Annotated in this window: 23 protein-coding genes and 1 tRNA gene; 11 read left to right on the forward strand and 13 right to left on the reverse strand. The window is 73.0% G+C overall.

The window, feature by feature from the left end:
• Positions 1 to 8 precede the first annotated feature (8 nt).
• Positions 9 to 293, reverse strand: coding sequence for a gas vesicle protein GvpO (locus Aeryth_RS12465; protein ID WP_067859182.1), 285 nt, complete (start codon positions 291 to 293; stop codon positions 9 to 11).
• Positions 294 to 426: 133 nt separating this feature from the next.
• On the opposite strand from Aeryth_RS12465, the gene Aeryth_RS12470 reads away from it, so the two are divergent.
• The gene (locus Aeryth_RS12470) at positions 427 to 1,605 is read left to right on the forward strand and encodes a PQQ-dependent sugar dehydrogenase (protein ID WP_083516434.1); all 1,179 of its coding nucleotides are present in this window, start codon (positions 427 to 429) and stop codon (positions 1,603 to 1,605) included.
• Positions 1,606 to 1,765: 160 nt separating this feature from the next.
• Here the strand turns inward: Aeryth_RS12470 and Aeryth_RS12475 are convergent.
• From Aeryth_RS12475 to aceA, 4 genes are all read right to left on the reverse strand, one after another.
• Positions 1,766 to 1,838: transfer RNA gene (locus Aeryth_RS12475), tRNA-Arg, on the reverse strand.
• A gap of 95 nt (positions 1,839 to 1,933) precedes the next feature.
• A complete protein-coding gene (locus Aeryth_RS12480) occupies positions 1,934 to 2,185 on the reverse strand; it encodes an NAD(P)-binding protein (RefSeq protein ID WP_067859188.1) in 252 nt (83 codons plus the stop codon).
• On the reverse strand, positions 2,182 to 3,795 hold the full coding sequence (aceB, locus tag Aeryth_RS12485) for a malate synthase A (RefSeq protein WP_067859191.1): 1,614 nt from the start codon (positions 3,793 to 3,795) through the stop codon (positions 2,182 to 2,184). Before aceB ends, Aeryth_RS12480 begins: the two co-directional genes overlap by 4 nt.
• The gene (aceA, locus tag Aeryth_RS12490; protein ID WP_067859194.1) at positions 3,795 to 5,087 is read right to left on the reverse strand and encodes an isocitrate lyase; all 1,293 of its coding nucleotides are present in this window, start codon (positions 5,085 to 5,087) and stop codon (positions 3,795 to 3,797) included. The genes aceB and aceA overlap by 1 nt, the downstream gene beginning before the upstream one ends.
• 177 nt (positions 5,088 to 5,264) lie before the next feature.
• Between aceA and Aeryth_RS12495 the strand changes: the two genes are divergently transcribed.
• On the forward strand, positions 5,265 to 6,665 hold the full coding sequence (locus Aeryth_RS12495) for a short-chain fatty acyl-CoA regulator family protein (RefSeq protein ID WP_067859197.1): 1,401 nt from the start codon (positions 5,265 to 5,267) through the stop codon (positions 6,663 to 6,665).
• Between the two features lie 142 nt (positions 6,666 to 6,807).
• Here the strand turns inward: Aeryth_RS12495 and Aeryth_RS12500 are convergent, their stop codons facing one another.
• Positions 6,808 to 7,779: a CE1 family esterase gene (locus Aeryth_RS12500; RefSeq protein WP_067859200.1), complete on the reverse strand. Its 972-nt coding sequence runs from the start codon at positions 7,777 to 7,779 to the stop codon at positions 6,808 to 6,810.
• Between the two features lie 84 nt (positions 7,780 to 7,863).
• On the opposite strand from Aeryth_RS12500, the gene Aeryth_RS12505 reads away from it, so the two are divergent.
• A complete protein-coding gene (locus tag Aeryth_RS12505; RefSeq protein ID WP_067859203.1) occupies positions 7,864 to 8,856 on the forward strand; it encodes a DNA topoisomerase IB in 993 nt (330 codons plus the stop codon).
• Positions 8,857 to 8,859: 3 nt separating this feature from the next.
• Here the strand turns inward: Aeryth_RS12505 and Aeryth_RS12510 are convergent, their stop codons facing one another.
• The 4 genes from Aeryth_RS12510 to Aeryth_RS12525 all read right to left on the reverse strand — a co-directional run bounded on the left by Aeryth_RS12510 (position 8,860) and on the right by Aeryth_RS12525 (position 12,937).
• Positions 8,860 to 10,224 (reverse strand): dihydrolipoyl dehydrogenase family protein, encoded by a 1,365-nt coding sequence (locus Aeryth_RS12510; protein WP_067859206.1) that lies wholly within the window; start codon positions 10,222 to 10,224, stop codon positions 8,860 to 8,862.
• An 88-nt stretch (positions 10,225 to 10,312) separates the two neighbouring features.
• On the reverse strand, positions 10,313 to 11,275 hold the full coding sequence (locus tag Aeryth_RS12515; protein WP_067859208.1) for a 1-aminocyclopropane-1-carboxylate deaminase/D-cysteine desulfhydrase: 963 nt from the start codon (positions 11,273 to 11,275) through the stop codon (positions 10,313 to 10,315).
• On the reverse strand, positions 11,272 to 12,477 hold the full coding sequence (locus Aeryth_RS12520) for a S8 family serine peptidase (RefSeq protein ID WP_067859211.1): 1,206 nt from the start codon (positions 12,475 to 12,477) through the stop codon (positions 11,272 to 11,274). The genes Aeryth_RS12515 and Aeryth_RS12520 overlap by 4 nt, the downstream gene beginning before the upstream one ends.
• Positions 12,478 to 12,487: 10 nt before the next feature.
• Entirely contained in the window at positions 12,488 to 12,937 is a 450-nt protein-coding gene (locus Aeryth_RS12525) for a PGPGW domain-containing protein (protein WP_067859214.1), read from the reverse strand.
• Between the two features lie 128 nt (positions 12,938 to 13,065).
• Between Aeryth_RS12525 and Aeryth_RS12530 the strand changes: the two genes are divergently transcribed.
• The 3 genes from Aeryth_RS12530 to Aeryth_RS12540 are packed head-to-tail and all read left to right on the forward strand — an operon-like array spanning position 13,066 to position 16,084.
• On the forward strand, positions 13,066 to 14,373 hold the full coding sequence (locus Aeryth_RS12530) for an SAM-dependent methyltransferase (RefSeq protein ID WP_067859217.1): 1,308 nt from the start codon (positions 13,066 to 13,068) through the stop codon (positions 14,371 to 14,373).
• A complete protein-coding gene (locus Aeryth_RS12535) occupies positions 14,370 to 15,176 on the forward strand; it encodes a DUF1295 domain-containing protein (protein WP_067859221.1) in 807 nt (268 codons plus the stop codon). The genes Aeryth_RS12530 and Aeryth_RS12535 overlap by 4 nt, the downstream gene beginning before the upstream one ends.
• Before the next feature lie 2 nt (positions 15,177 to 15,178).
• Positions 15,179 to 16,084: an NAD(P)H-binding protein gene (locus Aeryth_RS12540; protein ID WP_067859224.1), complete on the forward strand. Its 906-nt coding sequence runs from the start codon at positions 15,179 to 15,181 to the stop codon at positions 16,082 to 16,084.
• A 48-nt stretch (positions 16,085 to 16,132) separates the two neighbouring features.
• Here Aeryth_RS12540 and Aeryth_RS12545 read toward each other — a convergent pair whose 3' ends face one another.
• Positions 16,133 to 16,822 (reverse strand): iron-dependent transcriptional repressor DtxR, encoded by a 690-nt coding sequence (locus tag Aeryth_RS12545; protein WP_067859227.1) that lies wholly within the window; start codon positions 16,820 to 16,822, stop codon positions 16,133 to 16,135.
• Between the two features lie 46 nt (positions 16,823 to 16,868).
• Here Aeryth_RS12545 and Aeryth_RS12550 point away from each other — a divergent pair, with 46 nt between their 5' ends.
• Complete coding sequence (locus Aeryth_RS12550) at positions 16,869 to 18,224, forward strand: cryptochrome/photolyase family protein (protein WP_067859230.1); 1,356 nt, start codon at positions 16,869 to 16,871, stop codon at positions 18,222 to 18,224.
• A 66-nt stretch (positions 18,225 to 18,290) separates the two neighbouring features.
• Complete coding sequence (locus Aeryth_RS12555; protein ID WP_067859233.1) at positions 18,291 to 19,010, forward strand: hotdog family protein; 720 nt, start codon at positions 18,291 to 18,293, stop codon at positions 19,008 to 19,010.
• Positions 19,011 to 19,082: 72 nt separating this feature from the next.
• Here the strand turns inward: Aeryth_RS12555 and Aeryth_RS12560 are convergent, their stop codons facing one another.
• Positions 19,083 to 20,339, reverse strand: a complete 1,257-nt coding sequence (locus Aeryth_RS12560) for an MFS transporter (RefSeq protein ID WP_202967669.1) — start codon at positions 20,337 to 20,339, stop codon at positions 19,083 to 19,085.
• 50 nt (positions 20,340 to 20,389) lie between these two features.
• On the opposite strand from Aeryth_RS12560, the gene Aeryth_RS12565 reads away from it, so the two are divergent.
• A complete protein-coding gene (locus tag Aeryth_RS12565) occupies positions 20,390 to 20,668 on the forward strand; it encodes a hypothetical protein (RefSeq protein WP_067859238.1) in 279 nt (92 codons plus the stop codon).
• Positions 20,669 to 20,671: 3 nt separating this feature from the next.
• Here Aeryth_RS12565 and pdxH read toward each other — a convergent pair whose 3' ends face one another.
• The gene (gene pdxH, locus Aeryth_RS12570; protein WP_067859241.1) at positions 20,672 to 21,328 is read right to left on the reverse strand and encodes a pyridoxamine 5'-phosphate oxidase; all 657 of its coding nucleotides are present in this window, start codon (positions 21,326 to 21,328) and stop codon (positions 20,672 to 20,674) included.
• An 80-nt stretch (positions 21,329 to 21,408) separates the two neighbouring features.
• On the opposite strand from pdxH, the gene Aeryth_RS12575 reads away from it, so the two are divergent.
• Together Aeryth_RS12575 and Aeryth_RS12580 are read left to right on the forward strand one after the other, a co-directional pair.
• A complete protein-coding gene (locus Aeryth_RS12575; protein WP_067859244.1) occupies positions 21,409 to 22,527 on the forward strand; it encodes a citrate synthase 2 in 1,119 nt (372 codons plus the stop codon).
• 110 nt (positions 22,528 to 22,637) lie between these two features.
• A complete protein-coding gene (locus Aeryth_RS12580) occupies positions 22,638 to 23,456 on the forward strand; it encodes an aldo/keto reductase (RefSeq protein ID WP_067859247.1) in 819 nt (272 codons plus the stop codon).
• Positions 23,457 to 23,546 lie beyond the last annotated feature (90 nt).

Genomic DNA, 23,546 nt, shown 5'->3' on the forward strand with positions numbered 1-23,546 from the left:
GTGGAGCGTCAGCCGTCGGCAGGCACGGCGGGACCCACGACGGGCCGGTGCGGGTGCTCGCTGCGTCGGTGCGCGTGCGGGTCGATCTGGTGCACCACGGCCTCGACGAGCCACGCGTCGTCGTCGGTGCGGCACTCCACGACCACGTAGGTCCCGAGGTCGCCCTGGGTGCCGAGGGCGACGACACCGCTCATGGCAGCCGTGTGGAAGTCGGCGAGGATGTCCTGCTGCTCGGGCACGCCGCTGACCTCGTACACGACGACGGTCCAGGCGTCCTCGGTCGAACGGGACATGGTCCCTCCACGGGTGCTGATGCAGGTGCGGCGAGCGTACGACGGCACGGCCGCAGGCGCGCGTCGAGCGGACGACGCACGGGTGAACGGCTCGCGCGCTGGCAGATCGCGCCAGGAGGCGGATACTGAGGCGATGAGAGCCCGACGCGTGGTCACGGCCGTCCTCGGCGGGGCGCTCTGCGCCTCCGCCACCCTCGCAGGAGGAGCACCGGCCGCCACCGCGGCAGCCGACCCGCCACCCCTCGACGTGCGCGTGGTGCAGGCAGGTCTGCAGCATCCTTGGGCGCTCACCTTCCTGCCCGACGGGTCGATGCTCTACACCCAGCGCGACCGGCTGTCGGTCACGCTGCGCGACCCGCAGGGACGTTCGACGGTCGTGCTGTCGCGTCCGGCCGGCATGTGGTCGGGCGGTGAGACCGGCCTCATGGGCATCGAGAAGTCCGCCGACTTCGCCCGCAGCGGCGTCTTCTACACGTGCCACGGCTACCGCTCGGGCGACGTGCGGGACGTCCGGGTCGTCGCGTGGCGCCTGGACCGGTCCGCGGGCCGCGCGACGTTCGTGCGCAACGTCGTGGTCGGCCTGCCGTCGAGCACGGGCCGCCACGGCGGCTGCGCGCTGCGCCGGGGCAAGGCCGACTCGCTGTTCATCGGCACGGGCGACGCTGCCCGCGGCGGCATCCCGCAGTCGTTGACGTCCGGCGGTGGCAAGGTGCTGCGCGTCTCGGCGACGACCGGCAGGGGCTACGACGACAACCCGTGGGCGTCGGCCCGCACGGCGATGCAGCGTCGGGTCTGGACGTACGGCCACCGCAACGTGCAGGGCGTCGTGCGTCAGCCGTCGACGGGCCAGATGTGGTCGGTCGAGCAGGGCTCCTACCGCGACGACGAGGTGAACGTGCTGGTCAAGGGCGGCAACTACGGGTGGAACCCGGTCCCTCGCGCGTCGGGCGACCCCGACTACAACGAGGGCGCGAACTCCCCGATGACCGACGACTCGCTCCCGGGCACGCAGCGCCAGGCGGCGTGGAGGTCGGGCACGTCGACGGTCGCGACCAGCGGCGCCGACTTCGTGAGCGGGTCGGGCTGGGGAAGCCTCGACGGCGCGCTCGCGGTGGCGACCCTCAAGGGCACGAGCCTGCGCCTGCTGACCTTCGACAGCAGCCGTCGCCTGGTGCGTCAGTACACCCCGTCGGAGCTCTCCGGCACCTACGGCCGGCTGCGCGGCGTGCAGCGGGGTCCGGGCGGGGTGCTGTACGTGACCACCTCGAACGGCTCGGACGACAAGATCCTGCGGGTGGCGCCGCGGGGGTGAGGCCGGCGGGTCTCGCCCGAAGCCAAGGTCACGCAGGACTCTGCGTCGGTGCGCTGGAGGTCGGACGCTTCTGCGTTCGCGACGGGATCCCGACACCGACGCAGCATCCTTCGACCTTCCGCACAGCCACCGGCCCTCAAAAGCGTTCCGCGACCGTCTGTGCCCCCGGCAGGATTCGAACCTGCGACCTGCGGTTTAGGAAACCGTTGCTCTATCCCCTGAGCTACGGGGGCCCGCGGGTGCGTGCGATCACCGCGACGCGCCCAGTGCAGCGTACCGGGCCGACGTCGCGGGGCCGCGGGGCGTGAGCCGAGCTCCGGTTCCGGCGTCAGGACGCGGAGGGTGAGCGCCGGGGTCGGCGGCTTCTCGTGCGACCAGGAAGGCGCACGTCGGTCCCGCCGTCGGCCTCCTCTTCCACCGCACGGGTCACGGAGGCCGCGACCCGGTCGCGGCCTCCGTCCCGCGCGCTCGCGCCGGCCTCGACGAGGAGCACGTCGTGGCCGGCGCGGGCGCACCCCTCGGCGGCGACCGAACCCGTCAGGTCGCCGCCGAGGACGCCGGTCGCGAGCAGGTCGCTCACGCCGCCGCCTCCTCGCGGGTCACGAGGAAACGTCGGTAGGCGTCGTCGGTGAGGAACGCGGGGAGGTCGTCCCCGAGCGCACCCCGCCGCACGACGTGGCGCAGCGCCTCGATGCGCTCCGGCGGTCGACCCACCCGCTCCAACGCGTCTAGCTCCTGCTCCAGCAGCGCCGCCACGCGGAAGCGCGTCACGACGCCACCCCCGTCGATGGGGGTCGCGTGCCGGCACCACTGCCAGAGCTGACAGCGCGAGATCTCCGCCGTCGCGGCATCCTCCATCAGCCCGTCGAGCCCGACCGCACCGCGGCCGTCGAGCCACGCGTCGACGTAGCGGACGAGGACCGAGACGTTCGCCCGCAGGCCCTGCGCCGTGACCTCGCCCGGCGTGGCCGCGACGTCGAGCAGGTCGGCGGCCGACACCTCGACGTCGTCACGCTGCCGGTCGACCTGGTTCGGCCGGTCGCCGAGCACCTCCGTGAAGGCGTCGCGGCACGTCGCGACCAGGCCGGGGTGCGCCACCCACGACCCGTCGTAGCCGGCGGCCGCCTCCCGCTCCTTGTCGGCCCGGACCTTGGCCAGGGCGTCGCGGTTGCGGTCCTCGTCCCTGCTCGGGATGACGGCCGCCATGCCCCCGATGGCGTGCGCGCCTCGGCGGTGGCACGTCTTCACGAGCAGCTCGGTGTAGGCGCGCATGAACGGCACGGTCATCGTCACGTCGGCTCGGTCGGGCAGCACGTAGGCGGGGTCGGCCCCGAGGTTCTTGATCGTGCTGAAGATGTAGTCCCAGCGGCCGGCGTTGAGCCCGGCGGCGTGGTCGCGCAACTCGTAGAGGATCTCCTCCATCTCGAAGGCCGCGGGCAGCGTCTCGATGAGCACCGTCGCGCGGATCGTGCCGTGCGGGATGCGCAGCCACTGCTCGGTGCGGGTGAACACGTCGTCCCACCAGCGTGCCTCGAGGTGGCTCTCGAGCTTCGGCAGGTAGAAGTACGGACCCGTGCCCTGCTCGATGAGCCGCCTGGCGTTGTGGTGGACGTAGAGACCGAAGTCGAAGAGCGCGCCGGCGATGGGTGCACCCTTGATCCGCAGGTGCTCCTCGTCGAGGTGCAGGCCCCGCGGGCGCACGATGATCGTCGCCAGCGGACCGTCGTCCAGCACGTACCGCTTGCCGTTCTCCTCGTGCTCGATGACCCGGCTGACCGCGTCGTGCAGGTTGAGCTGGCCGTCGACGACGTTGCGCCACGACGGGCTCGTCGCGTCCTCGAAGTCCGCCAGCCAGCCCTGGGCGCCGGAGTTCAGCGCGTTGATCGTCATCTTGCGGTCGACCGGTCCGGTGATCTCGACCCGCCGGTCCTCCAGGCCGGGACCGGCTCCCGCCACCCGCCAGGACGGGTCCTCGCGGACGCCGGCGGTCTCGGGCAGGAAGTCGGGGCCTCCGCCCGGAGCGGCTGCGAAGTCCCGGTCGCGACGCAGACGCAGCAGCTCGCGTCGACGTCCGTCGAACCGGTCGTGCAGCATGCGCAGGATGCCGAGCCCGCCGTCGCTGAACACCTCGTGGTCGCGCGGCCCGACCGGGCCGAGCACCTGCATGTCGTTGCGCGTGGGTGCACACATCAGAACTGCGCCTCCTCGGTCGACCCGGTCAGCGCCGTGGTCGACGACGCCGGGTTGATGGTCGTGCTGAGGGCGTCGAAGTAGCCCGTGCCCGCCTCCCGCTGGTGCTTCGTGGCCGTGTAGCCGCGCACCTCGTCGCCGAACTCGCGCTCCTGCAGCTCGACGTAGGCGCTCATGCCGGTGCGCGCGTAGCCGTGGGCGAGGTCGAACATCGAGTGGTTGAGCGCGTGGAAGCCGGCCAGGGTGATGAACTGGAAGGTGTAGCCCATCGCGCCGAGCTCGCGCTGGAACTTCGCGATGGTCGCGTCGTCGAGGTGCTTCCTCCAGTTGAACGACGGCGAGCAGTTGTAGGCGAGCAGCTGGTCGGGGTGCTCCTTCTTGATCGCCTCCGCGTACTGGCGCGCCAGCTCGAGGTCCGGCTCGGACGTCTCCATCCACAGCAGGTCCGCGTACTCGGCGTAGGCGATGCCACGGTCGATGCACGGGTCGATGCCGTTCGACACCTCGAAGAAGCCCTCCGACGTGCGCCCACCGGTCAGGAAGCGACGGTCGCGCTCGTCGACGTCGCTGGTGAGGAGCGTCGCGGCCTGGGCGTCCGTGCGGGCGATGACGACGGTCGGCACGCCGGCGACGTCGGCCGCGAGCCGCGCCGCGTTGAGGGTGCGGACGTGCTGCTGGGTCGGGACCAGGACCTTCCCGCCCAGGTGTCCGCACTTCTTCTCGCTCGCGAGCTGGTCTTCCCAGTGCACCCCCGCGGCGCCGGCGGCGATCATCGCCCGCATCAGCTCGTAGGCATTGAGCGGACCACCGAACCCGGCCTCCGCGTCAGCGACGATCGGGGCGAACCAGTCGCGGGTCACCTGCCCCTCGGCGTGCTCGAGCTGGTCGGCGCGCTGCAGGGCGTTGTTGATGCGGCGCACGACGGCGGGCACCGAGTTGGCCGGGTACAGGCTCTGGTCGGGGTAGGTCTGTCCGGCGAGGTTGGCGTCGGCGGCGACCTGCCAGCCCGACAGGTAGATGGCGCGCAGACCGGCGCGGACCTGCTGGACCGCCTGGTTGCCGGTGAGGGCGCCGAGCGCGTTCACGTAGTCGACGCCCTCGACCTGGCCGGACACGTAGTCCCACAGCTTGCGCGCGCCGAGGTCGGCGAGCGTGTGCGCCTCTTGCACGGTGCCGCGCAGGCGCACGACGTCGGCACCGGTGTAGTCACGCTTCACGGTCGCCCACCGCGGGTCGGACGCCCAGGCGGCGTCGAGCTGCTCGGCGGTCGGGGCGGGGTTCTGGTTCGTCATCGTCGCTCCTGGTGCAGTGCTCCCGGTCCGGGTGATCCGGGGCGTCTCGCGATCCAGTGCAGCGGCCGCGGCGGTCGAGGTGAAGGCACGCAGGCCGCCAGGTTCTGACAACCAAGAGCGTCCCTTTTGCCAAGATTGCGAAGGCTCGACCTTTCACAGATCGCCTACGGTGAGCGCATGGACAAGCTCTACGCAGGTGCGCGACTGCGTCGGCTGCGCGAGGAGCGCGGGCTCAGCCAGGTCGAGCTCGCCCGGATCCTGGCGATCTCGGCCAGCTACCTGAACCAGATCGAGCACGACACCCGCCCGCTGACGGTGACCGTGCTGGTGCGGCTCACCGAGGTGTTCGGTGTCGACCCGGCGTTCTTCAGCCCGCGCGACACCGCGCGCCAGCTCGCGGAGCTGCGGGAGGCGCTCCCCGAGGCCGGCGGCGCGACCGGCCTGCCGCTGTCGGACCTGCAGCAGGTCGCCGGGTCCATGCCCGAGGTGGCCGAGGCGATCGTGCAGCTGCACCGGCGCTACCGCGACGCCGTCGCGCACCTGGAGGCCGTCACGGACCGTCGCACCGCGGCGCAGGCCCTGATGCCGCACGAGCACGTCCGCGACTTCTTCTACCGCCACCAGAACTACATCGACCCTGTCGACCGCGCCGCGGAGGACCTCGCACGGTCCATCGGGACGCGACGTCTGGAGGTGCGTCACCACCTGCGACGTCACCTGCAGTCGGCGCACGGCGTCACCGTCGCGACCACCGAGCCCGACGCGCGCAGCACGCTCGAGTACGACGACGCGACCCGGACGCTGCGCCTCGCGCCGGACCTCCGCCCGGGGCAGCAGGCGTTCCGCATGGCCACGCAGCTGGCCTACCTCGAGGCGGGCGACGTCCTCGACACCGTGATCGACGCCGAGACGTGGCCCGACGACACCACCCGCGCCCTGGCGCGCATCGGCCTGGCGCACTACTTCGCCGGGGCGCTGATCCTGCCCTACCGCCCGTTCTTCCGCGCCGCCGAGCGGCTGCGCTACGACGTCGAGGTGCTGGCCGAGCACTTCGGCGTCGGCTACGAGACCGCGGCGCACCGGCTCAGCACGCTCCAGAGGTCCGAGCTGCGCGGCGTGCCGTTCATCTTCGTGCGTGTCGACAAGGCGGGGAACATCTCCAAGCGGGTGTCGGCCACCGGCTTCCACTTCTCGCGCAGCGGCGGGACCTGTCCGCTGTGGAACGTCTACGACGCCTTCGCCTCGCCCGGGCAGGTCGACGTGCAGGTGGCGGAGATGCCCGACGGGCAGCGCTACCTGTGGATGGCCCGGACCGTCACCCGCCGACGCGGCGGCTACGGCAGCGCGGCCAAGACCTTCGTCATCGGGCTGGGCTGCGAGCTGCGCCAGGCGGGACGGCTCGTCTACAGCGCGGGGCTAGACCTCACCGAGCCCGACGTCATGCCCATCGGTCCCGGCTGCCGCACGTGCGACCGCCCTCGCTGCCCGCAGCGTGCGGCGCCGCCGATCGGTCGTCCGCTCCAGGTCGACGAGCGGCGCAGCTCCTTCGACCCCTACGGCGTCGGCCGGCGGGCCTGACCCCCCGGCCTCGTCACCGTCGAGGCGAGCTTCCCCCGCGCCCGGGCCCGAGGCCCTCCAGGGGTTGACGCGGGGGAAGCCGTTCCTCACGGTAGTGCTCGCGACCCTCCCACGGCGAGGCCTGCGACGGCCGCGGTCGAGGTCAGGGGGCCTTCAGCCCGAAGAAGTCGGCCATGAGCCTCGTGGCGTCGATGGACGACGTCGTCTTGCCCAGCACCGGGACCTCGAAACCCGCGCCGGGCCAGGTGTGACCACCGTCGTCGATCACGTAGGCCTGCAGCCGGCTGCCGTCGGAGCACCCCCGCCAGGTCTCGCGGACCACGTCGGACGCGACGTCCTGACGGCGCGGCTCGCGCGCGCAGCCGTCGTGGCCGGCCCAGTCACCGAGCACCGTCTGCACCGCGCGGACGGGGAAGATCGGGGTCTCGCCGCCCTGGTACGGCACCACCTCGTCGCCGGTCCCGTGGAAGTAGATGAACGACGTCGGCGGCGCGTCGCCGCACGCGGCCTGGTCGTAGAAGGTCGCCGCGACGCCGCCGTAGGCGCGGAACGGGTAGACGCCGCGGCAGGCCATCGCGAAGACCACTGCCGACCCGTTCGACATGCCCGCGGCGAACTGACGGTCGGCGTCGACGCACCACTCGTCGCCGAGCTGCTCGCTCAGCTGCAGCCAGAAGGCCGCGTCCGAGCGGGGCTGGTCGGCCGTGGCCATGACGTCCCACTCCCGGCGGGGCTCGAGCGCCTGCGGCGCCACGACGATGAAGTCGCGCTCGTCGGCCACGGTCGGGAAGCCGGAGTAGGTGAGCACCTGCGGGGCGTTGCTGCCCAGCCCGTGGAAGAGGTAGACCACCGGCAGGGCCCGTCGGCCGTCGTAGCCGGGCGGGACGTGCACGACGTACGACCGCTCCGAGCCGTCGACGTCAATCGTGCGGGTCACGTCGCGGGTGCCTCCGGTGACGTCGTCGGGGACGCTGCCGCACCCCTTCGCGTCGCCGACGGACGCGGAGGCCGTCGGCGTCGCGGACGCGGACGGCTCGGCGCGGCCGGCGTCGCCGTCGCGCGTGCAGGCGGCCAGGGTCAGGGACAACGCGACGACCGCGACGAGAGCTCGCACCCTCGTAGTCTGCCTGCTCGCCACGAACCCGACCGCACGACCGCTCGGCTCGCGGCCCTGCGACGCCCCGCCTACGGTCGGAGCATGGTCCGCCTGCGTCGCACGTCACCGTCCATGGTCGGCTGGACCCGCGTCAAGCACGGCCGCGGATTCCGCTACCTCGACCAGGACGGCGCGCCGCTGGAGGAGATCGACGTGGCGCGCTGCAAGGAGCTCGTGATCCCGCCCGCCTGGACGAAGGTGTGGATCTGTCCGGCCGAGAACGGTCACCTCCAGGCCGTCGGCACCGACGACGCCGGACGCCGCCAGTACCTGTACCACCCGGCCTGGCGCGAGCGCCGCGACGCCGAGAAGTTCCAGCACATGGAGGGCTTCGCCACCGCCCTGCTCGAGGCGCGGGACGCAGCGCGCGAGGAGGTGGCCGACGACGCGACCCTGCGGAGCACCGCGGCGCTCGCCTTCTGCCTGCTCGACCTCGGCATCTTCCGCGTCGGCTCGGACCGCTACACCGACGAGAACGGCAGCTACGGGCTGACGACGATCGAGAAGCAGCACGTGCGCCGCGACGGCGACTCGCTCGTCTTCGAGTACGTCGCCAAGAGCGGTCAGGACCTGGAGGTCTCGCTGCGCGACGAACGGCTCATCGCGGCCCTCGAGCCGCTGCGTCGCCGACGGACCGGCGGTGACGTCCTCCTGGCGTACCGGGGCGGCGACGGGTGGTCGACGTTGGGCGCGACGGCGGTCAACGACTACGTCAAGGAGGTGCTGGGCGAGGAGTACTCGGCCAAGGACTTCCGCACCTGGCGAGGCACCGTGATCGCCGCGGCCGCGCTGTCGTCGTCGGACGCGTCGACCAAGACCGCCCGCAAGAAGTCGGTCGCCGCGGCGATGCGCGAGGTCGCCGAGCACCTCGGCAACACCCCCGCGGTCGCCCGCTCGTCCTACGTGGACCCGCGCGTCGTCGACCTCTTCGGCGACGGGGTCGTGGTCGCCGGCGGCCACCGGCCGGTCGCCCCCGGCGAGCCGGTCAGCCGCACCCTGGAGAAGCAGGTGCTGGAGCTGCTCGGCAAGGCCTGAGGCTCAGTCGAGCTCGCCGAGCGCGCTCTCGACCGCGCGCCAGAACGTCGGGTAGGCGTACACGGAGTTGCGCAGCGTGGACACCGGCACCTCGGCGCGCACCGCCACGGCGAGCCCCGAGACGGTCTCGCCGCCGGTCGGACCGACGACCGTCGCGCCCACCAGCACGCCGCGCGCGGCGTCGAGCACCAGCTTCACGACGCCCTCGGCGCCCGGACCGTGCGTGAAGCCGCGCGAGCTCTGCGCCAGGTCGGTGGTCGCGACCCTGACGTCGATCCCCTGCTCGCGGGCCTGCTTCTCGGTGAGTCCGACCCCGCCGACCTCGGGGTCGGTGAACGTGACGCGCGGGAACGAGGCGTCGTACTCGGGGAGGGTCTCGCCGAGCACGGCTCGCGCCGCGCGGTCGGACTGGTACATCGAGACGTGGGTGAACGCGCCGCGGCCGGCCACGTCGCCCACGACCCACAGGCCGTCGGCCGCCTGCATCGCGTCGTCGACGTCGATCGAGCGGGCCGTCGGGTCGAGGCCGACGGTGTCGAGGCCGATGTCGGAGATCTGCGGCGTGCGTCCGGCAGCCACGAGGAGCTGCTCCACGTGCAGCGTGCCCGACGCGAGCTCGAGCGTGAACTGCTGTCCGTCGTGCGACACGGAGACGATGCGCTCGCCCTCGCGGACGTCGATGCCGTCGCGCTCGAACGCGCCGCGCAGGACGTCGGCCGCCTCCGGCTCCTCGGGGCCGAGGATGCGCGGGCCCACCTCGACCACCGTGACCTCGCTGCCGAACCGAGCGAACGCCTGGGCCAGCTCGAGCCCGATCGGACCGCCCCCGACGACCGCGAGCGTCGCCGGCAGCACCGACGCCTCCAGCGCCTCGTGGTTCGTCCAGAAGGGCGTGTCGGCCAGGCCGTCGATCGGCGGCACCGAGGCACGGGTGCCCGGGTTGAGCACGACGCCGCGTCGCGCCTCGACGCGCGTGGTGCCGCCGCCGGACAGGTCGACCTCGACGACCCGCGGCCCCGCCAGCCGGCCGTGCCCGCGCAGCAGGCGCGCACCCGACCTCTCGAGGCGTTCCGCGGCGACGGTGTCGTCCCAGTCGTCGGTGGCCTCCTCACGGATGCGCCGCGCGACGACGGAGAAGTCGGGCTCGACGGTGGCCGCGCCGGCCAGCTCGGCCGCACGTCGCGTCTCCGCGACCGCACCGGCGGCACGGATGAACATCTTGGAGGGGATGCAGCCCCAGTAGGGGCACTCGCCGCCGACCAGACCGGACTCGACGGCGACCACGTCGAGGCCCTCCCCCGCCAGCCGGGACGCCAGTGCCTCGCCGCCGGGTCCGAGTCCGATCACCACCACGTCGCAGGTCGTCATGCCCCCATCCTGGGCCAGACCGACGACACCGGCCAGCGGGCCGGCGGTGCACCGTCGTGGCGCACTGGGGGCGCGACTGGGGGCGCAGCTAGGACCGCGACTGGGGGCGAGGTCCGTGGGTCTGCAGGAAGAGCACCGGGCCGGCCGCCGAACGTGCCCGGACGGCGGCGAGCGCCTTCGCCGTGTAGACCGGCTCGAGGTGCAGGCCCTGCTCCGCGGCCCAGGCGAGGGCGGCCTCGCTCTCCGGGGTGGACGCCCCGTAGGTCGCGCCGAGCCATGCGTGGTCGGCGTCGAGGTCGTCGGGCCCGACGCGGACGTCGACGAGCGCGCCGCGGGTGCGCAGCAACGACGCGGTGTCGTCGGCCAGCCGTGCGACCGTCACCGCGTCGAGGCGGAAGGAGTCGTTGACGACGACGCCGAGCACCCGCGAGCGCAGCCCCGCCATCCGCAGGCCGAGCGTCAGGCCCGCTGCCGTGCCGCCCGACCCGACCGCCGTCACCACCGTCGCCGGCTCGGGCAGCAGACCTGACCGCACCTGCTCGGCGATCTCGAGCGCCGTCTCCACGTAGCCCAGCGTGCCGACGGGCGACGACCCGCCGGCCGGCAGGTAGGCGGGGGTCCGCAGCCCGTCGGCGTAGCGGGTCAGCAGGAACGGGGCCGCGGCCCGCAGCCGGGCCACGGAGCGGAAGCGGTGCACCACGGCACCGGACGCGTCGAGGCGGCGGGTCTGCTCGCGCACGTGGTCATCGACCGGCTGGTCGACGAGCCCCAGCACGACGCGCAGGCCCTCCTCGCGTCCGTAGAGCGCCGCCGCGAGGCCCCAGTGCGTGCCGATACCGCCGACCGTGAGCAGCGTCCCGCGCTTGCGACGTCGCACGTCGGGCAGGATCCACTCCAGCTTGCGGACCTTGTTGCCGCCCCAGCCGCCGTCGCCGAAGACCGACTCGTCCTTCAGCCAGAAGCCGTCGAGCTCACGCACCGGCGTCGGGCCGCGACCCAGCCGCGTCCACGGCAGGTCGGCGCCCGGGAACCGGCGCAGGAGCAGGCTCATCCGACCAGCCGCCGGGCGTCGAGCAGGCCCGCGCCGAACGTCTGGTCCTTGCCGCGGGGACCCAGGTCGCGGGCGGTCTCCTCGAGCCGCGCCGCGACCCGCTGCGCAATGAGCCCGCGTCGGCTCATCGCGAGCGCGGCCGCCGCGGCGACGTAGGGCGACGACATCGACGTGCCGCTCAGGGCGCAGTAGACGTCGCGGCACGACAGCCGGTCCTCGCGCGGCACGGTCGACCAGATGCCCCGACCCGGAGCCACCACGTCGACCCACGAGCCACAGCTGCTGAACGACGAGCCCCTGAGGTCGGCGTCGACCGAACCGACCCCCACGACGCCGGGGTAGGCCGCCGGGTACTGGACCGGACGGAACAGCACCCCACAGCCGCTGTTGCCCGCGCCGGCGACGACGAGCACGCCCTTGCGCTGCGCGTACGCCACGGCGCGCGCGAGCGCAGGGTCGTCGGTGCCGGCGGAGAGCGAGAGGTTGACCACCTGCGCCTTGCGGTCGACGGCGAGCAGCACGCCCCGCGCGACGTCGTCGCTCGAGCCCCGCCCGTCGGCACCGAGCACGCGGATCGGCAGGACCGCCGCGCGCGGCGCCAGCCCGGCGACGCCCCGACGGTTGCCGGCGACCGCGGCCACGATCCCCGCCACGTGCGTGCCGTGCCCGTTGGGGTCGCCGCTGACGGTCCCACCCCTGAGCACGTCGACGCCTCGCATGACGTTGCCGCGCAGGTCGGGGTGGGTGCGGTCGACGCCCGTGTCGACGACGGCGACCACGGCGCGCGGGGTGGAGCGGGTGGCGCGACCGTCGGCCCGGCGCCACAGCGTCTCCGCCTGGAGCCGGTCGAGCGCCCACTGCCGACCGCGCAGCGTGTCGTTCGAGCGCAGCGCGCCGACGGGCTGCGCCATCGAGACCGTGACCGTCGACGGGTCGTCGAGCTGGGCGGCCACCACCCGCTGCGCCTGGGCGCGATCGGCCACGCGCACGGTGCGCACCACGGGTCGACCGTCGGGTGCGGTCACGGTCGTGACGACCCGCAACGCTCCCCCGGACGGGGCGGAGGCGACGATGCGCGCCGCCGCGCCCCGCGTCGAGTCCACCTGCGGCGCGGCCGCCGCGGGCACGAAGGCCGTGCCCGCCAGGACCGCGACGACCGCCGCCAGTGCGGTCGTCCGGACGCTGCGTGTGCGTGAGGTCACGCGCCGGAGACTACCGCTCCCGCCACCTCAGCACGCTGTACACGAGCAGACCCCACGCCGCGAAGGCCGACGCGACCAGGCCGAGACCCGTGGCCCAGCCCGCCGCGGGCAGCCGCGGACCGAAGCCGACGCCCAGCACCTCGAACTCCGGGATCGTCGGGCTCACCCACCACACGACACCGAGCACGGCGAGCCAGACGCCGCCGAGCGCGCTCAGGACGATGCGCGGCCAGGTGGCCACGCCGAACCGGGCCGCCTCCACCGCCTTCTCGCGCAGGGGGTCCAGCACCCGCCGCGCCCACGCGTGCTGCCGCGCCAGGATCGTGATGCCCGCGAGGATGATGAGCAGACCAGGACCCGGCAACGGCCAGAGGATGATGCCGATGACGACGACCGCCCAGCCGAGCACCTCCGTGACGACCCGCTCCACCACGCCCTGATCGCGGGCCCGACCTTCCATGCGCTCAGGATGCCGCACGGCCCCAGCCGCGGCACCCGACGCCCACCGATCCCCGACGCCGACGGCGTCGAACCACCCTCGCGGACCCCGGCTGGCGGGGCCGACCCGACCGGACCAGGATTGACCCCATGAACAAGGCTGCTGCGCTGCACTCCCTCGCCGAGGACGCCCTCGGCATGACCCTCCCCGTCCGACTGCGACTGTGGGACGGCAGCGAGGCCGGTCCCGAGGACGCACCCGTCCTGGTGCTGCGCGACAAGCGCGCGGTCCGCCACGTGCTGTACTCCCCCGGCGAGCTGGGCGTCGCCCGCGCGTACGTGCAGGGCGACCTCGACATCGAGGGCGACCTTGCCGACGGCCTGCGGACCATGTGGGAGGCCGTCCGCGACGCCCGCGCAGCCGACGCGAACGCCGCGCGTCCGCGCATCAAGGCCCGGCACGCGCTGCGCGGCGCCTGGCTGGCCGTGCGGCTCGGCGCGATCGGTCGACGTCCGAAGGCACCGGCCGCCGAGTCGAACCTGACGGGCGAGCTGCACAGCCGCGAGCGCGACCGCGCCGCCATCAGCCACCACTACGACCTCTCCAACGACTTCTACGAGCTCGTCCTCGACCCGCAGATGGCCTACTCGAGCGGCTTCCACGCCGACCCGACCTGGTCGCTGGAGCAGGCGCAGACCGCCAAGCTCGACCTCGTGTGCCGCAAGCTCGGCCTCCGCCCCGGCATGCGGATGCTCGACATCGGCTCGGGCTGGGGCTCGCTCAGCCTGCACGCCGCCGAGCACTACGGCGTCCACGTCACGGGCGTCACCCTGTCGCACGAGCAGCGCGACTTCGTCATGAAGCGCGCCGCGGAGCGCGGGCTGCAGGGTCGCGTCGAGGTGAGCCTGCGCCACTTCCGCGACCTCGCGGGGGCTGGCGTGGCCGACGGCACCATCGACGCGATCGCCTCGATCGAGATGGGCGAGCACGTCGGCGACGAGGAGTACGTCGTGTTCACCGAGTCGATCCACCGCTACCTGCGTCCCGGCGGCCGCGTGCTGATCCAGCAGATGTCGCGCAGCAACGACCAGGTCGGCGACCGTCCCGGCGGCGGCCCGTTCATCGAGACCTACATCGCCCCCGACATGCACATGAAGCCGATCGCCAAGACCATCGGCCTCATCGCCGGGGCTGGCCTGGAGATCCGCGACGTGCAGGCGATGCGCGAGCACTACCCGATGACCGTCGCCGGCTGGGCCCGCAACCTCGAGGAGAACTGGGGCACCGCGGTCGCGCTCGTCGGCGAGGAGACCGCTCGCGTGTGGCGCCTCTACCTGGCGGGCGGGTCGCTCGCGTTCGAGGAGAACCGCATGGGTGTCGACCAGATCCTCGCCGTCAAGGCGTCGCCGGCCGGACGCTCCGACATGCCGCTGACTCCGCTGGAGTGGCTCGCATGATCGCCAACGACGGCTCGCACAGCCTGCTCACGCTCGCGATCGGGCTGGCGACCGTCGTCGTCTTCATGGGCGTCTGCATGGCCATCTCCGTGCGCGTGCAGAAGCTCACCGTCGTCGACACCGCCTGGCCCCTCGGGTTCGTGCTCGTCGCCGTCGTGTCCGTCTTCGTGACGAACGCCGGCGACGGCATGCCCGCGCCGCAGCTCCTCCTGCTGGTCCTCGTGACGCTGTGGGGCCTGCGCCTCGCCGCGCACCTGTACCACCGCAACAGCGGCAAGGACGAGGACCCGCGCTACGCCGAGCTGGCCGAGGCCGACGGCCGCTCGTTCGCGCAGGTCGCGCTCACCCGGGTGTTCCTGCCGCAGGGCATCGCGATGTTCCTCGTCGCCACCCCGGTCATGGTCGGCATGAACAACCTCGGCGTCGTCGGCTGGCTCGGGTGGCTCGGCGTCGTCGTGTGGGCGGTCGGCCTGTTCTTCGAGGCCGTCGGCGACTGGCAGCTCGCCCAGTTCAAGAAGGACCCCGACAACAAGGGGAAGATCATGGACCAGGGGCTCTGGCGCTACACCCGGCACCCGAACTACTTCGGTGACGCCTGCGTGTGGGCCGGCATCTGGCTGGTCGCCGCGTCGTCGTGGGCCGGTGTCGCCACGGTCGTCAGCCCGATCGCCATGACGATCTTCCTCACCAAGGTCACCGGGGCCGCGAACAACGAGAAGGGCATGCGCAAGAGCAAGCCCGGCTACGACGACTACGTGCGTCGCACGAGCGGCTTCATCCCCCTGCCCCCGAAGAAGGCCTGAGCATGGCGCCGGTGCTCGTCACCGGGGTCACCGGCTTCGTCGGCGCCCACCTGGCCGCGCGACTCGTCGAGCTCGGCCGCGAGGTGCGCGTGCTCGTGCGCGACCCGGCCCGGCTGCCCGACGCCGGCTGGGTCGAGCACGTCGAGGTCGTGCGCGGCGACGCGACCGACGCGGCGTCGCTGGAGCGGGCGCTCGACGGCGTATCTGTGGCTCACTACCTCCTGCACGCGATGTCCGACGGCGACGACTACGCAGCCGCCGACCGCGAGATGGCACAGACGTTCGCCGCCGCGGCCGAGCGGGCCGGCGTGCGCCGCATCGTCTACCTGGGCGGCCTGCGCCCTCCGGCCGGCAGCGAGCCGACCGAGCACCTCGCGTCGCGCGACGAGGTCGCACAGATCCTCCTCGCCGGTGCAGTGCCCGCCGTCGTCCTGCGCGCGGGCATGGTCATCGGACGTGGGTCGGCGTCGTTCGACCTCATGGAGGTCGCGACCCGGCTGCTGCCCGTGGTGGTGGGGCCGACGTGGCTGCGCCGGCACATGCAGCCGGTCGCGCTCGACGACCTGCTGCACTACCTCGTCGCCGTCACCGACCTCGACGACGACGTGAACCGCGGCTTCGACGTGGGCGGTCCCGACGTCATGAGCTACCGGGAGCTGCTGGAGGCGCACGCGCACGCGTCGGGCCGTCGTCGTCCTCCGGCGCTGCTGTTCCCCGTGCTGCTGCCGCACACGTTCAGCCTGGTCGTCGGGACGCTCGCGCCCGGGTCGAGCTCGCTGAACGCGGCCCTCGTGCACAGCCTCAGTCTCGACATGGTGTGCACCGAGCGCGACCTCGAGACGCTGGTGGGCCCGCCCGTGGGCGGCCCGACCGGTGTCGAGGAGGCCCTGCGGCGCGCGAACGCCTGAGCGTCGCGTCGTCGTAGGGCTTGACCGTGCGGGCCAGGCCCGGAGCGGCTACTCGCTGACGAAGATGTGCACCGCGGCGTCGGCGTCGACCTCGGCGGTCTCGCCCTGGCGGGCGACGACGACGCCGTCGTGACCGCGCGAGACGAGGACGTCGTTGCCGGGCAGCGCGCCGACCCGGCGCAGCACCGACATGACCTCGGTGTCCTTCTGCAGCTCCTCGGCGATGCGACGCACGATCCGGCGGACCGGCTCGTCGCCACCGCGGACCGCCCGGGTGAGCGGCTCGACACCGTGCAGGAACAGGGAGGGGTCGACGGTCTCGCCGAGCTCGTCGAGGCCGGGGATCGGGTTGCCGTACGGCGACTCCGTGGGGTGCTCGAGCAGCTCGACCAGGCGGCGCTCGACCTGCTCGGACATGACGTGCTCCCAGCGGCACGCCTCCTCGTGCACGAACTCGATCTCCAGACCGATGATGTCGGTGAGCAGGCGCTCCGCGAGGCGGTGCTTGCGCATGACGCGGGTGGCGAGGGCGCGGCCCTTGTCGGACAGCTCGAGGTGACGGTCGCCCTCGACGGTGAGCAGGCCGTCGCGCTCCATGCGGGCGACGGTCTGGCTGACCGTCGGGCCGCTCTGGTGCAGACGCTCGGCGATGCGCGCGCGCAGGGGGACGATGCCCTCCTCCTCCAGCTCGAAGACGGTGCGCAGGTACATCTCGGTGGTGTCGATCAGCTCGCTCACGCGCCCATTGTTCCATGGCGTGCAGACAGCCCGTGCACGCGTGAGGATGAGAACCGTGTCGACCTCCGTGATCTGCTTCCGCTCCGACTTCCGGCTGAACGACAACCCCGCCCTCCGCGAGGCCATCGAGGCGGGTCCGGACGGGGTCGTGCCGATGTTCGTGCTCGACGACCACTACTGGGGACCGAACGGTCGGACCCGCCTGGCCTACCTCATGGCGCTCCTGCGCGACCTCGACGAGCGCGTCGGCGGGCTCACGGTCGTGCACGGCAAGCCGTGGGAGGTCGTGCCCCGCGTCGCCCGGGCGGTCGGGGCGACGAGCGTGCACGTGGCCGCCGACTACGGCCCGTACGAGAAGGACCGTGACGACCGGGTCGAGAAGGCCCTCGCCGACGACGACGTCGCCCTCGTGCGCACGGGCTCGTCGTACGCCGTCGCACCGGGACGGGTCACGAAGGACGACGGCAGCCCGTACCGCGTCTTCACGCCCTTCTACCGCGCCTGGCAGCAGCACGGCTGGCGCGCGCCGGCCCCCGGCGTGCGGTCGGTGCCGTGGATCCGCGCCGACGTGCGCACCAAGCAGATCCCCGACGTCGACCCGCCCGAGGGCGTCACGCTCCCGCCGCTGGGCGAGGACGCCGCCCGGCGTCGCTGGCGCGAGTACCTCGACCAGGTCGACGAGTACGACGACCTGCGCGACCTGCCCGGCCGCGACGCGACGTCGCGCATGTCGGTGCACCTGAAGTGGGGCACGATCCACCCGCGCACGATGCTCGCCGACCTCGCCGAGCGAGGCAGCAAGGGGGCCGAGGCGTACGCGCGCGAGCTCGCGTTCCGCGAGTTCTACGCCGACGTCGTGCACCACCGCCCCGACACGCTCGCCGGCTACTACGACAAGCGGTTCGAGGCGATGGACTACGACGAGCCGGGCGAGGACCTGCAGGCGTGGAAGGACGGACGCACCGGGTTCCCGATCGTCGACGCCGGCATGCGCCAGCTGCTCGCCGAGGGCTGGATGCACAACCGGGTGCGCATGATCGTCGCCAGCTTCCTCGTGAAGGACCTGCACCTGGAGTGGACCGTGGGCGCCGACCACTTCCTCGACCTGCTCGTCGACGCCGACCCGCCGTCGAACCAGCACGGCTGGCAGTGGGTCGCGGGATGCGGCACCGACGCGTCGCCGTACTTCCGCATCTTCAACCCGACGTCGCAGGGCAAGAAGTTCGACCCCGACGGGACCTACGTCCGACGCTGGGTGCCGGAGCTGCGCGACGTGCCGAAGAAGTTCGTCCACGAGCCGTGGAAGCTGGACGAGCCGCCGGCCGACTACCCCGCCCCCATCGTCGACCACGCCGAGGAGCGTGAGGAGTCCCTGCGCCGCTACGCGCAGCTGCGCTCCTGATCCTGGGCTCACGGTCCCGGGCTCACGGTCCTGGGTCACGGGCAGGTCGGTGGTTACGGTGGGGCGGTGACGACGATCCCGCGCAGGTACAACGGTCCCGAGCACTCCGGCAACGGCGGGTGGGTCAGCGGGCTGCTGGCCCACGAGCAGACCCAGCGGCACGGCGACGAGGTCGTGACGGCCACGCTGCGCCAGCCGCCGCCGCTGGAGGTGCCGCTCACGTGGGAGGAGCACCCCGACGAGGTGCGCCTGGTGACCGCCGGCGGCGCACTCATCGGCGAGGCGGCCGCGGGCACGTTCGAGCACGACCCCCTGCCCGCGCCGTCGGCCGAGGAGGCCGAGGCCGGCGTGGCGTCCTACCCCGGCTTCACGCTGCACCCGTTCGACCGGTGCTTCACCTGCGGCACGGCCCGCGAGGCCGGAGACGGCCTCCGGCTCTTCACGGGGCCGGTGGGCGACGGCCGGCGCACGGCAGGCACGTGGACGCCCGACCCGGGCGTGGCCGGCGACGACGGGCTCCTCGACGTGCCGACCACCTGGGCGGCGCTGGACTGCCCGGGCGGCTGGGCCGCCGACTTCACCGCGCAGGCGATGGTGCTCGGCCGCATGACGGCGCAGGTGCTGCGACGCCCAGCCGCGGGCGAGCCGCTGGTCGCGTCCGGCCTGCTGCGCGAGCGCGACGGTCGCAAGTTCCGCACCGCCACCGCCCTGCACACCACCGACGGCGAGCTGCTCGGCCGCGCCGAGCAGGTGTGGATCGAGATCGACCTCGCCCGCTTCTCCTGACCGTGACGACGTGGCCCCGGATCCCCCGGATCCAGGGCCACATCGTCACGGTCAGCGGGGTGGGAGGGCTGGTCAGGGGGTGGGGTTGCGCGCGTCGTAGGCGCGGAAGCCTCGCGACCGCAGCCCGAACCAGGCCGTCGCGGCCACGCAGAGCGCTCCGCCGACGGTCATCGCCCACGCCTCGCCGGCCAGACCGGCGAGCGAGCCCATCACGAAGTCGCCGAGTCGCGGTCCACCGGCGACGACGACGATGAACACCCCCTGCATCCGACCTCGCATCTCGTCGGGGGCGGCGGTCTGCAGGATGGTCGACCGGTAGGCCGCGCTGACCATGTCGGCCGCACCGGAGCAGGCCAGCATCAGCACGCACAGCCACAGCAGCGAGGCGCCGGAGAACACCGAGACGCCGGCCAGGGCCACGACCGTGCCGTACACGCACACGGCCGCGACGACGGCCACGCCGTGGCGGTGGACCCGGCTGACCCAGCCGGAGACGAGGAACGCGGCCACGGCACCGATCCCGGGCGCCGCCTGCAGCAGCCCCAAGGTCTCCGGCCCCGTGGCGAACACCGTGACGGCGAGCGCCGGGAACAGTGCCCGGGGCTGCGCCAGCACCATGGCGAAGAGGTCGACGACGAACGTCATGCGCACGTTCGGCGCGGTGCCGAGGAAGCGCAGCCCCTCGACCACCGACCGCAGGCCGGGCGAGCCCTGCTGCGACGTCGGGGGCATGGCCGGGAGCCGCGACAGCGAGTACAGCGCGGCGACGAACAGCACGACGTCGACCACGTAGGCGGCGTCGACGCCCTTCCACGCGATGAGGACGCCGCCGAGCAGCGGCCCGGCCGTGAAGGAGAGGTTCGTGGCTGCCATGCCCAGCGCGTTCGCGGCCGGCAGCAGCTCGGCCGGGAGCAGCCGCGGCAGCATCGCCGAGCGAGCGGGCTGGTTCACCGCGAACAGCGCCGACTGCACGGCCACCAGCCCGTAGAGGAACCCCACGGAGTCGATGCCGGCGAGGCTGTGCGCGACGAGTGCCATCGAGCACAGCCACAGCCCGAACGCCGAGATGAGCGCCACCCGGCGTCGGTCGAAGGCGTCGGAGAGCGCACCGCCGTACAGACCGCCGAGCACGAGCGGCAGCAGCCCGGCGAGCCCGATCAGGCCCACGGAGAACGACGAGCGGGTCAGCGAGTAGACCTCGAAGGCGATCGCGACGATCGTCATCTGCTGGCCGAAGGCGGACACGGTCTGGCCGATCCAGAGCCGTCGGTACGCCGGGGAGGCCCGCAGCGGACGCACGTCGGTCAGCACCCCGGACAGTCGACTCACGCAACGATCCTGACGCATGGCCCGGACCCGCCGGTTGGCAGGATGCCCCCATGGCCCGCGCACCGATGTCGACGCAGAAGGTGCAGCAGTGGATCATCAGCCTGCTGGTGCTCGCCGTCTCGTGCTTCCCGCTCGGTGCCCTCACCGCCGCGGTCGCGATGCTCGCCGACGAGCGGCACGACGCGGCGCTGGTGCTCGTCGGCGTGATGGCGGCCCTCGGCATCGCCGCGGTGTCCGCCGGGCGCCTCGTCCACCGCCTCTCCCCCGTGTCGCCGTGGACCCTGCTCGGCCTGCTCCCGGCCCTCGCCGCGGCGGCGCTCTACCTCTGACGCCTACGGCTGGAGACGCACACGCTCCCAGCCCCCCACGTCGCGGCGGTACAGCAGCCGGTCGTGCACCCGGTTGCGCCGACCGTGCCAGAACTCGATCGTCTCCGGGACCAGGAGGTAGCCGCCCCACGTCGACGGTCGCGGCACCTCGCCGTCGCCCGCCGCGTCCTCCGCGGCCCGGACCTGGGCCTCGAGGGCCCTCCGGTCGGTGACGGGTCGGGACTGGTGGGAGCCGACGGCGCCGACCTGGGCGCCGTGCGGTCGGCTGGCGAAGTAGGCGTCGCTCTCGGCCGCCGGCAGACGCTGCACGGACCCCTCCAGCCGCACCTGGCGCTGCACGGGGTGCCACAGCAGGGTGGCGGCCGCCCGTGGGTTCGCCTCGAGCTCGCTGCCCTTGCGCGACGTGTAGTGCGTGAAGAACGTGACGCCGCGCTCGTCCAGGCCCTTCATGAGGACGATCCGCACCGACGGGCGACCGTCGAGGGTGGCCGTGCCGAGCGCCATCGCGTTCGGCTCCGGCACCCCCGCGTCGACGGCGTCCCGCAGCCACCGGGCCAGCAGGTCGAACGGGTCGTCGCCCGCCTGCGCCTCGTCGAGCCCGCCCTCCTCGTACTCGCTGCGCATCGCAGCCAGACGGTCGTGGTCGATCGGACGCTCCATGCGGGTCACGCTAGCGCCGCCCGGACCAGCCAGCAGGACTCGCCGTGCCGGGTGCTCATGGCTCAGGGCAGAATGCAGACATGGTTGATGACGTACAGGTGCACCACGGGCTCGAGGGAGTCGTCGCGTTCGAGAGCGAGATCGCCGAGCCCGACAAGGAAGGGTCCGCGCTGCGGTACCGCGGCGTCGACATCGACGACCTCGTCGGCCGCGTGCCGTTCGAGAAGATCTGGGGACTCCTCGTCGACGGCCACTACGAGCCGGGCCTGCCGCCCGCCGAGCCGTTCCCCATCCCGGTGCACTCCGGCGACATCCGCGCCGACGTGCAGAGCGCCATCGCGCTCACCGCGCCGGCCTGGGGCCTGCGCCAGCTGTACGACATCCAGACCCCCGAGCAGGTCCGCGAGGACCTCTCCCGCACCGCCGTCATGATCCTGTCCTACGTCGCCCAGGCGGCGCGCGGCGTCGGCCTGCCGATGGTGCCCCAGGCGGTCATCGACGAGCAGGAGACGATCGTCGAGCGCATGCTGATGCGCTGGCGCGGCGAGGTCAACCCCGACCACGCCAAGGCCATCGACGCCTACCTCGTGTCCGCTGCCGAGCACGGCATGAACGCCTCCACCTTCACCGCACGCGTGATCGCCTCCACCGGCGCCGACGTCGCCGCCGCCCTCTCGGGCGCGGTGGGCGCCATGTCGGGACCGCTGCACGGTGGCGCGCCCTCGCGCGTGCTGCACATGATCGAGCAGGTCGAGAAGTCCGGCGACGCCGAGGGCTACGTCAAGCAGCTCCTCGACTCCGGCGAGCGCCTCATGGGCTTCGGGCACCGCGTGTACCGCGCCGAGGACCCCCGTGCCCGCACCCTGCGCCGCACGGCCAAGGAGCTGAACGCGCCGCGCGCCGAGGTCGCCGAGGCTCTCGAGCAGGCCGCCCTGGCCGAGCTGCGCGCCCGTCGCCCCGACCGCGTGCTCGAGACCAACGTCGAGTTCTGGGCGGCCATCGTCCTCGACTTCGCCGAGGTGCCCCCGAACATGTTCACCGCGATGTTCACGTCGGCCCGCACGGCCGGCTGGAGCGCGCACATCCTCGAGCAGTACAAGAAGGGCCGGCTCATCCGTCCCTCGTCGATCTACGTCGGTCCGGCGGAGCGCAAGGCCGACGAGGTCGACGGCTGGAACCCGGCCTGGGCCGACCGCTGACCCCACGCCCCGCGCGAGCACACGGCGCCCGTCCCGACCACGTCGGGGCGGGCGCCGTCGTCGTCGCGGCTCGGGCTGCGCATCACCAGCAGGCCCCTACGGTGGAAGACATGACCGTACGCGACATCGCACTCAACGACGGCACGACGATCCCGCAGGTCGGCTTCGGCGTGTTCCAGATCGACCCCGCCGACACCCAGGCGGCCGTCGAGCAGGCGCTCGAGGTCGGCTACCGCCACATCGACACCGCCCGGATCTACGGCAACGAGGAGGGTGTCGGCGCCGCCCTGAAGGCCACGGGCCTCGCCGACGAGGTCTACGTGACCACGAAGCTGTGGAACGAGGACCAGGGCCACGAGTCCACGCTGCGCGCCTTCGACGCCAGCATGGGCCGCCTCGGCATCGACACGCTCGACCTCTACCTGATCCACTGGCCGACGCCCGCGCACGACACCTCCGTCGACACGTGGAAGGCCTTCGAGCAGCTCAAGGCCGACGGCCGCGTGCACTCGATCGGCGTCTCGAACTTCCGCGTGCAGGACCTGCAGCGCCTCGCCGACGAGGGACTCACCACCCCGGTGGTCAACCAGATCGAGCTGCACCCGGCCCTCACCCAGGACGTGCTGCGCGCCTACCACGCCGAGCACGACATCGTGACCGAGGCGTGGAGCCCGCTGGCCCAGGGCGAGGTGCTCGACGAGTCCGCGGTCGTGGAGATCGCACAGGCGCACGACGCGACGCCTGGACAGGTCGTGCTGGCGTGGCACCTCGCCCTCGACAACGTGGTCTTCCCGAAGTCGGTGACGCCGTCGCGCATCGCCGAGAACTTCGCCGCCACCGAGCTCACGCTCTCCGACGAGGAGCTGCAGCGCATCAGCGCGATCAACCGCGACGAGCGCACCGGCCCGGACCCGGCCGAGTTCAACTGACCCGCACGCGACGAGACCCTGGCCATCCCCCCGAACGGCCAGGGTCTCGTCGTGTGTGATGGACCATCCCCCCGAGATGCTCCACCGCCG

The sequence above is a fragment of the Aeromicrobium erythreum genome (assembly GCF_001509405.1).
Lineage (GTDB): Bacteria > Actinomycetota > Actinomycetes > Propionibacteriales > Nocardioidaceae > Aeromicrobium > Aeromicrobium erythreum.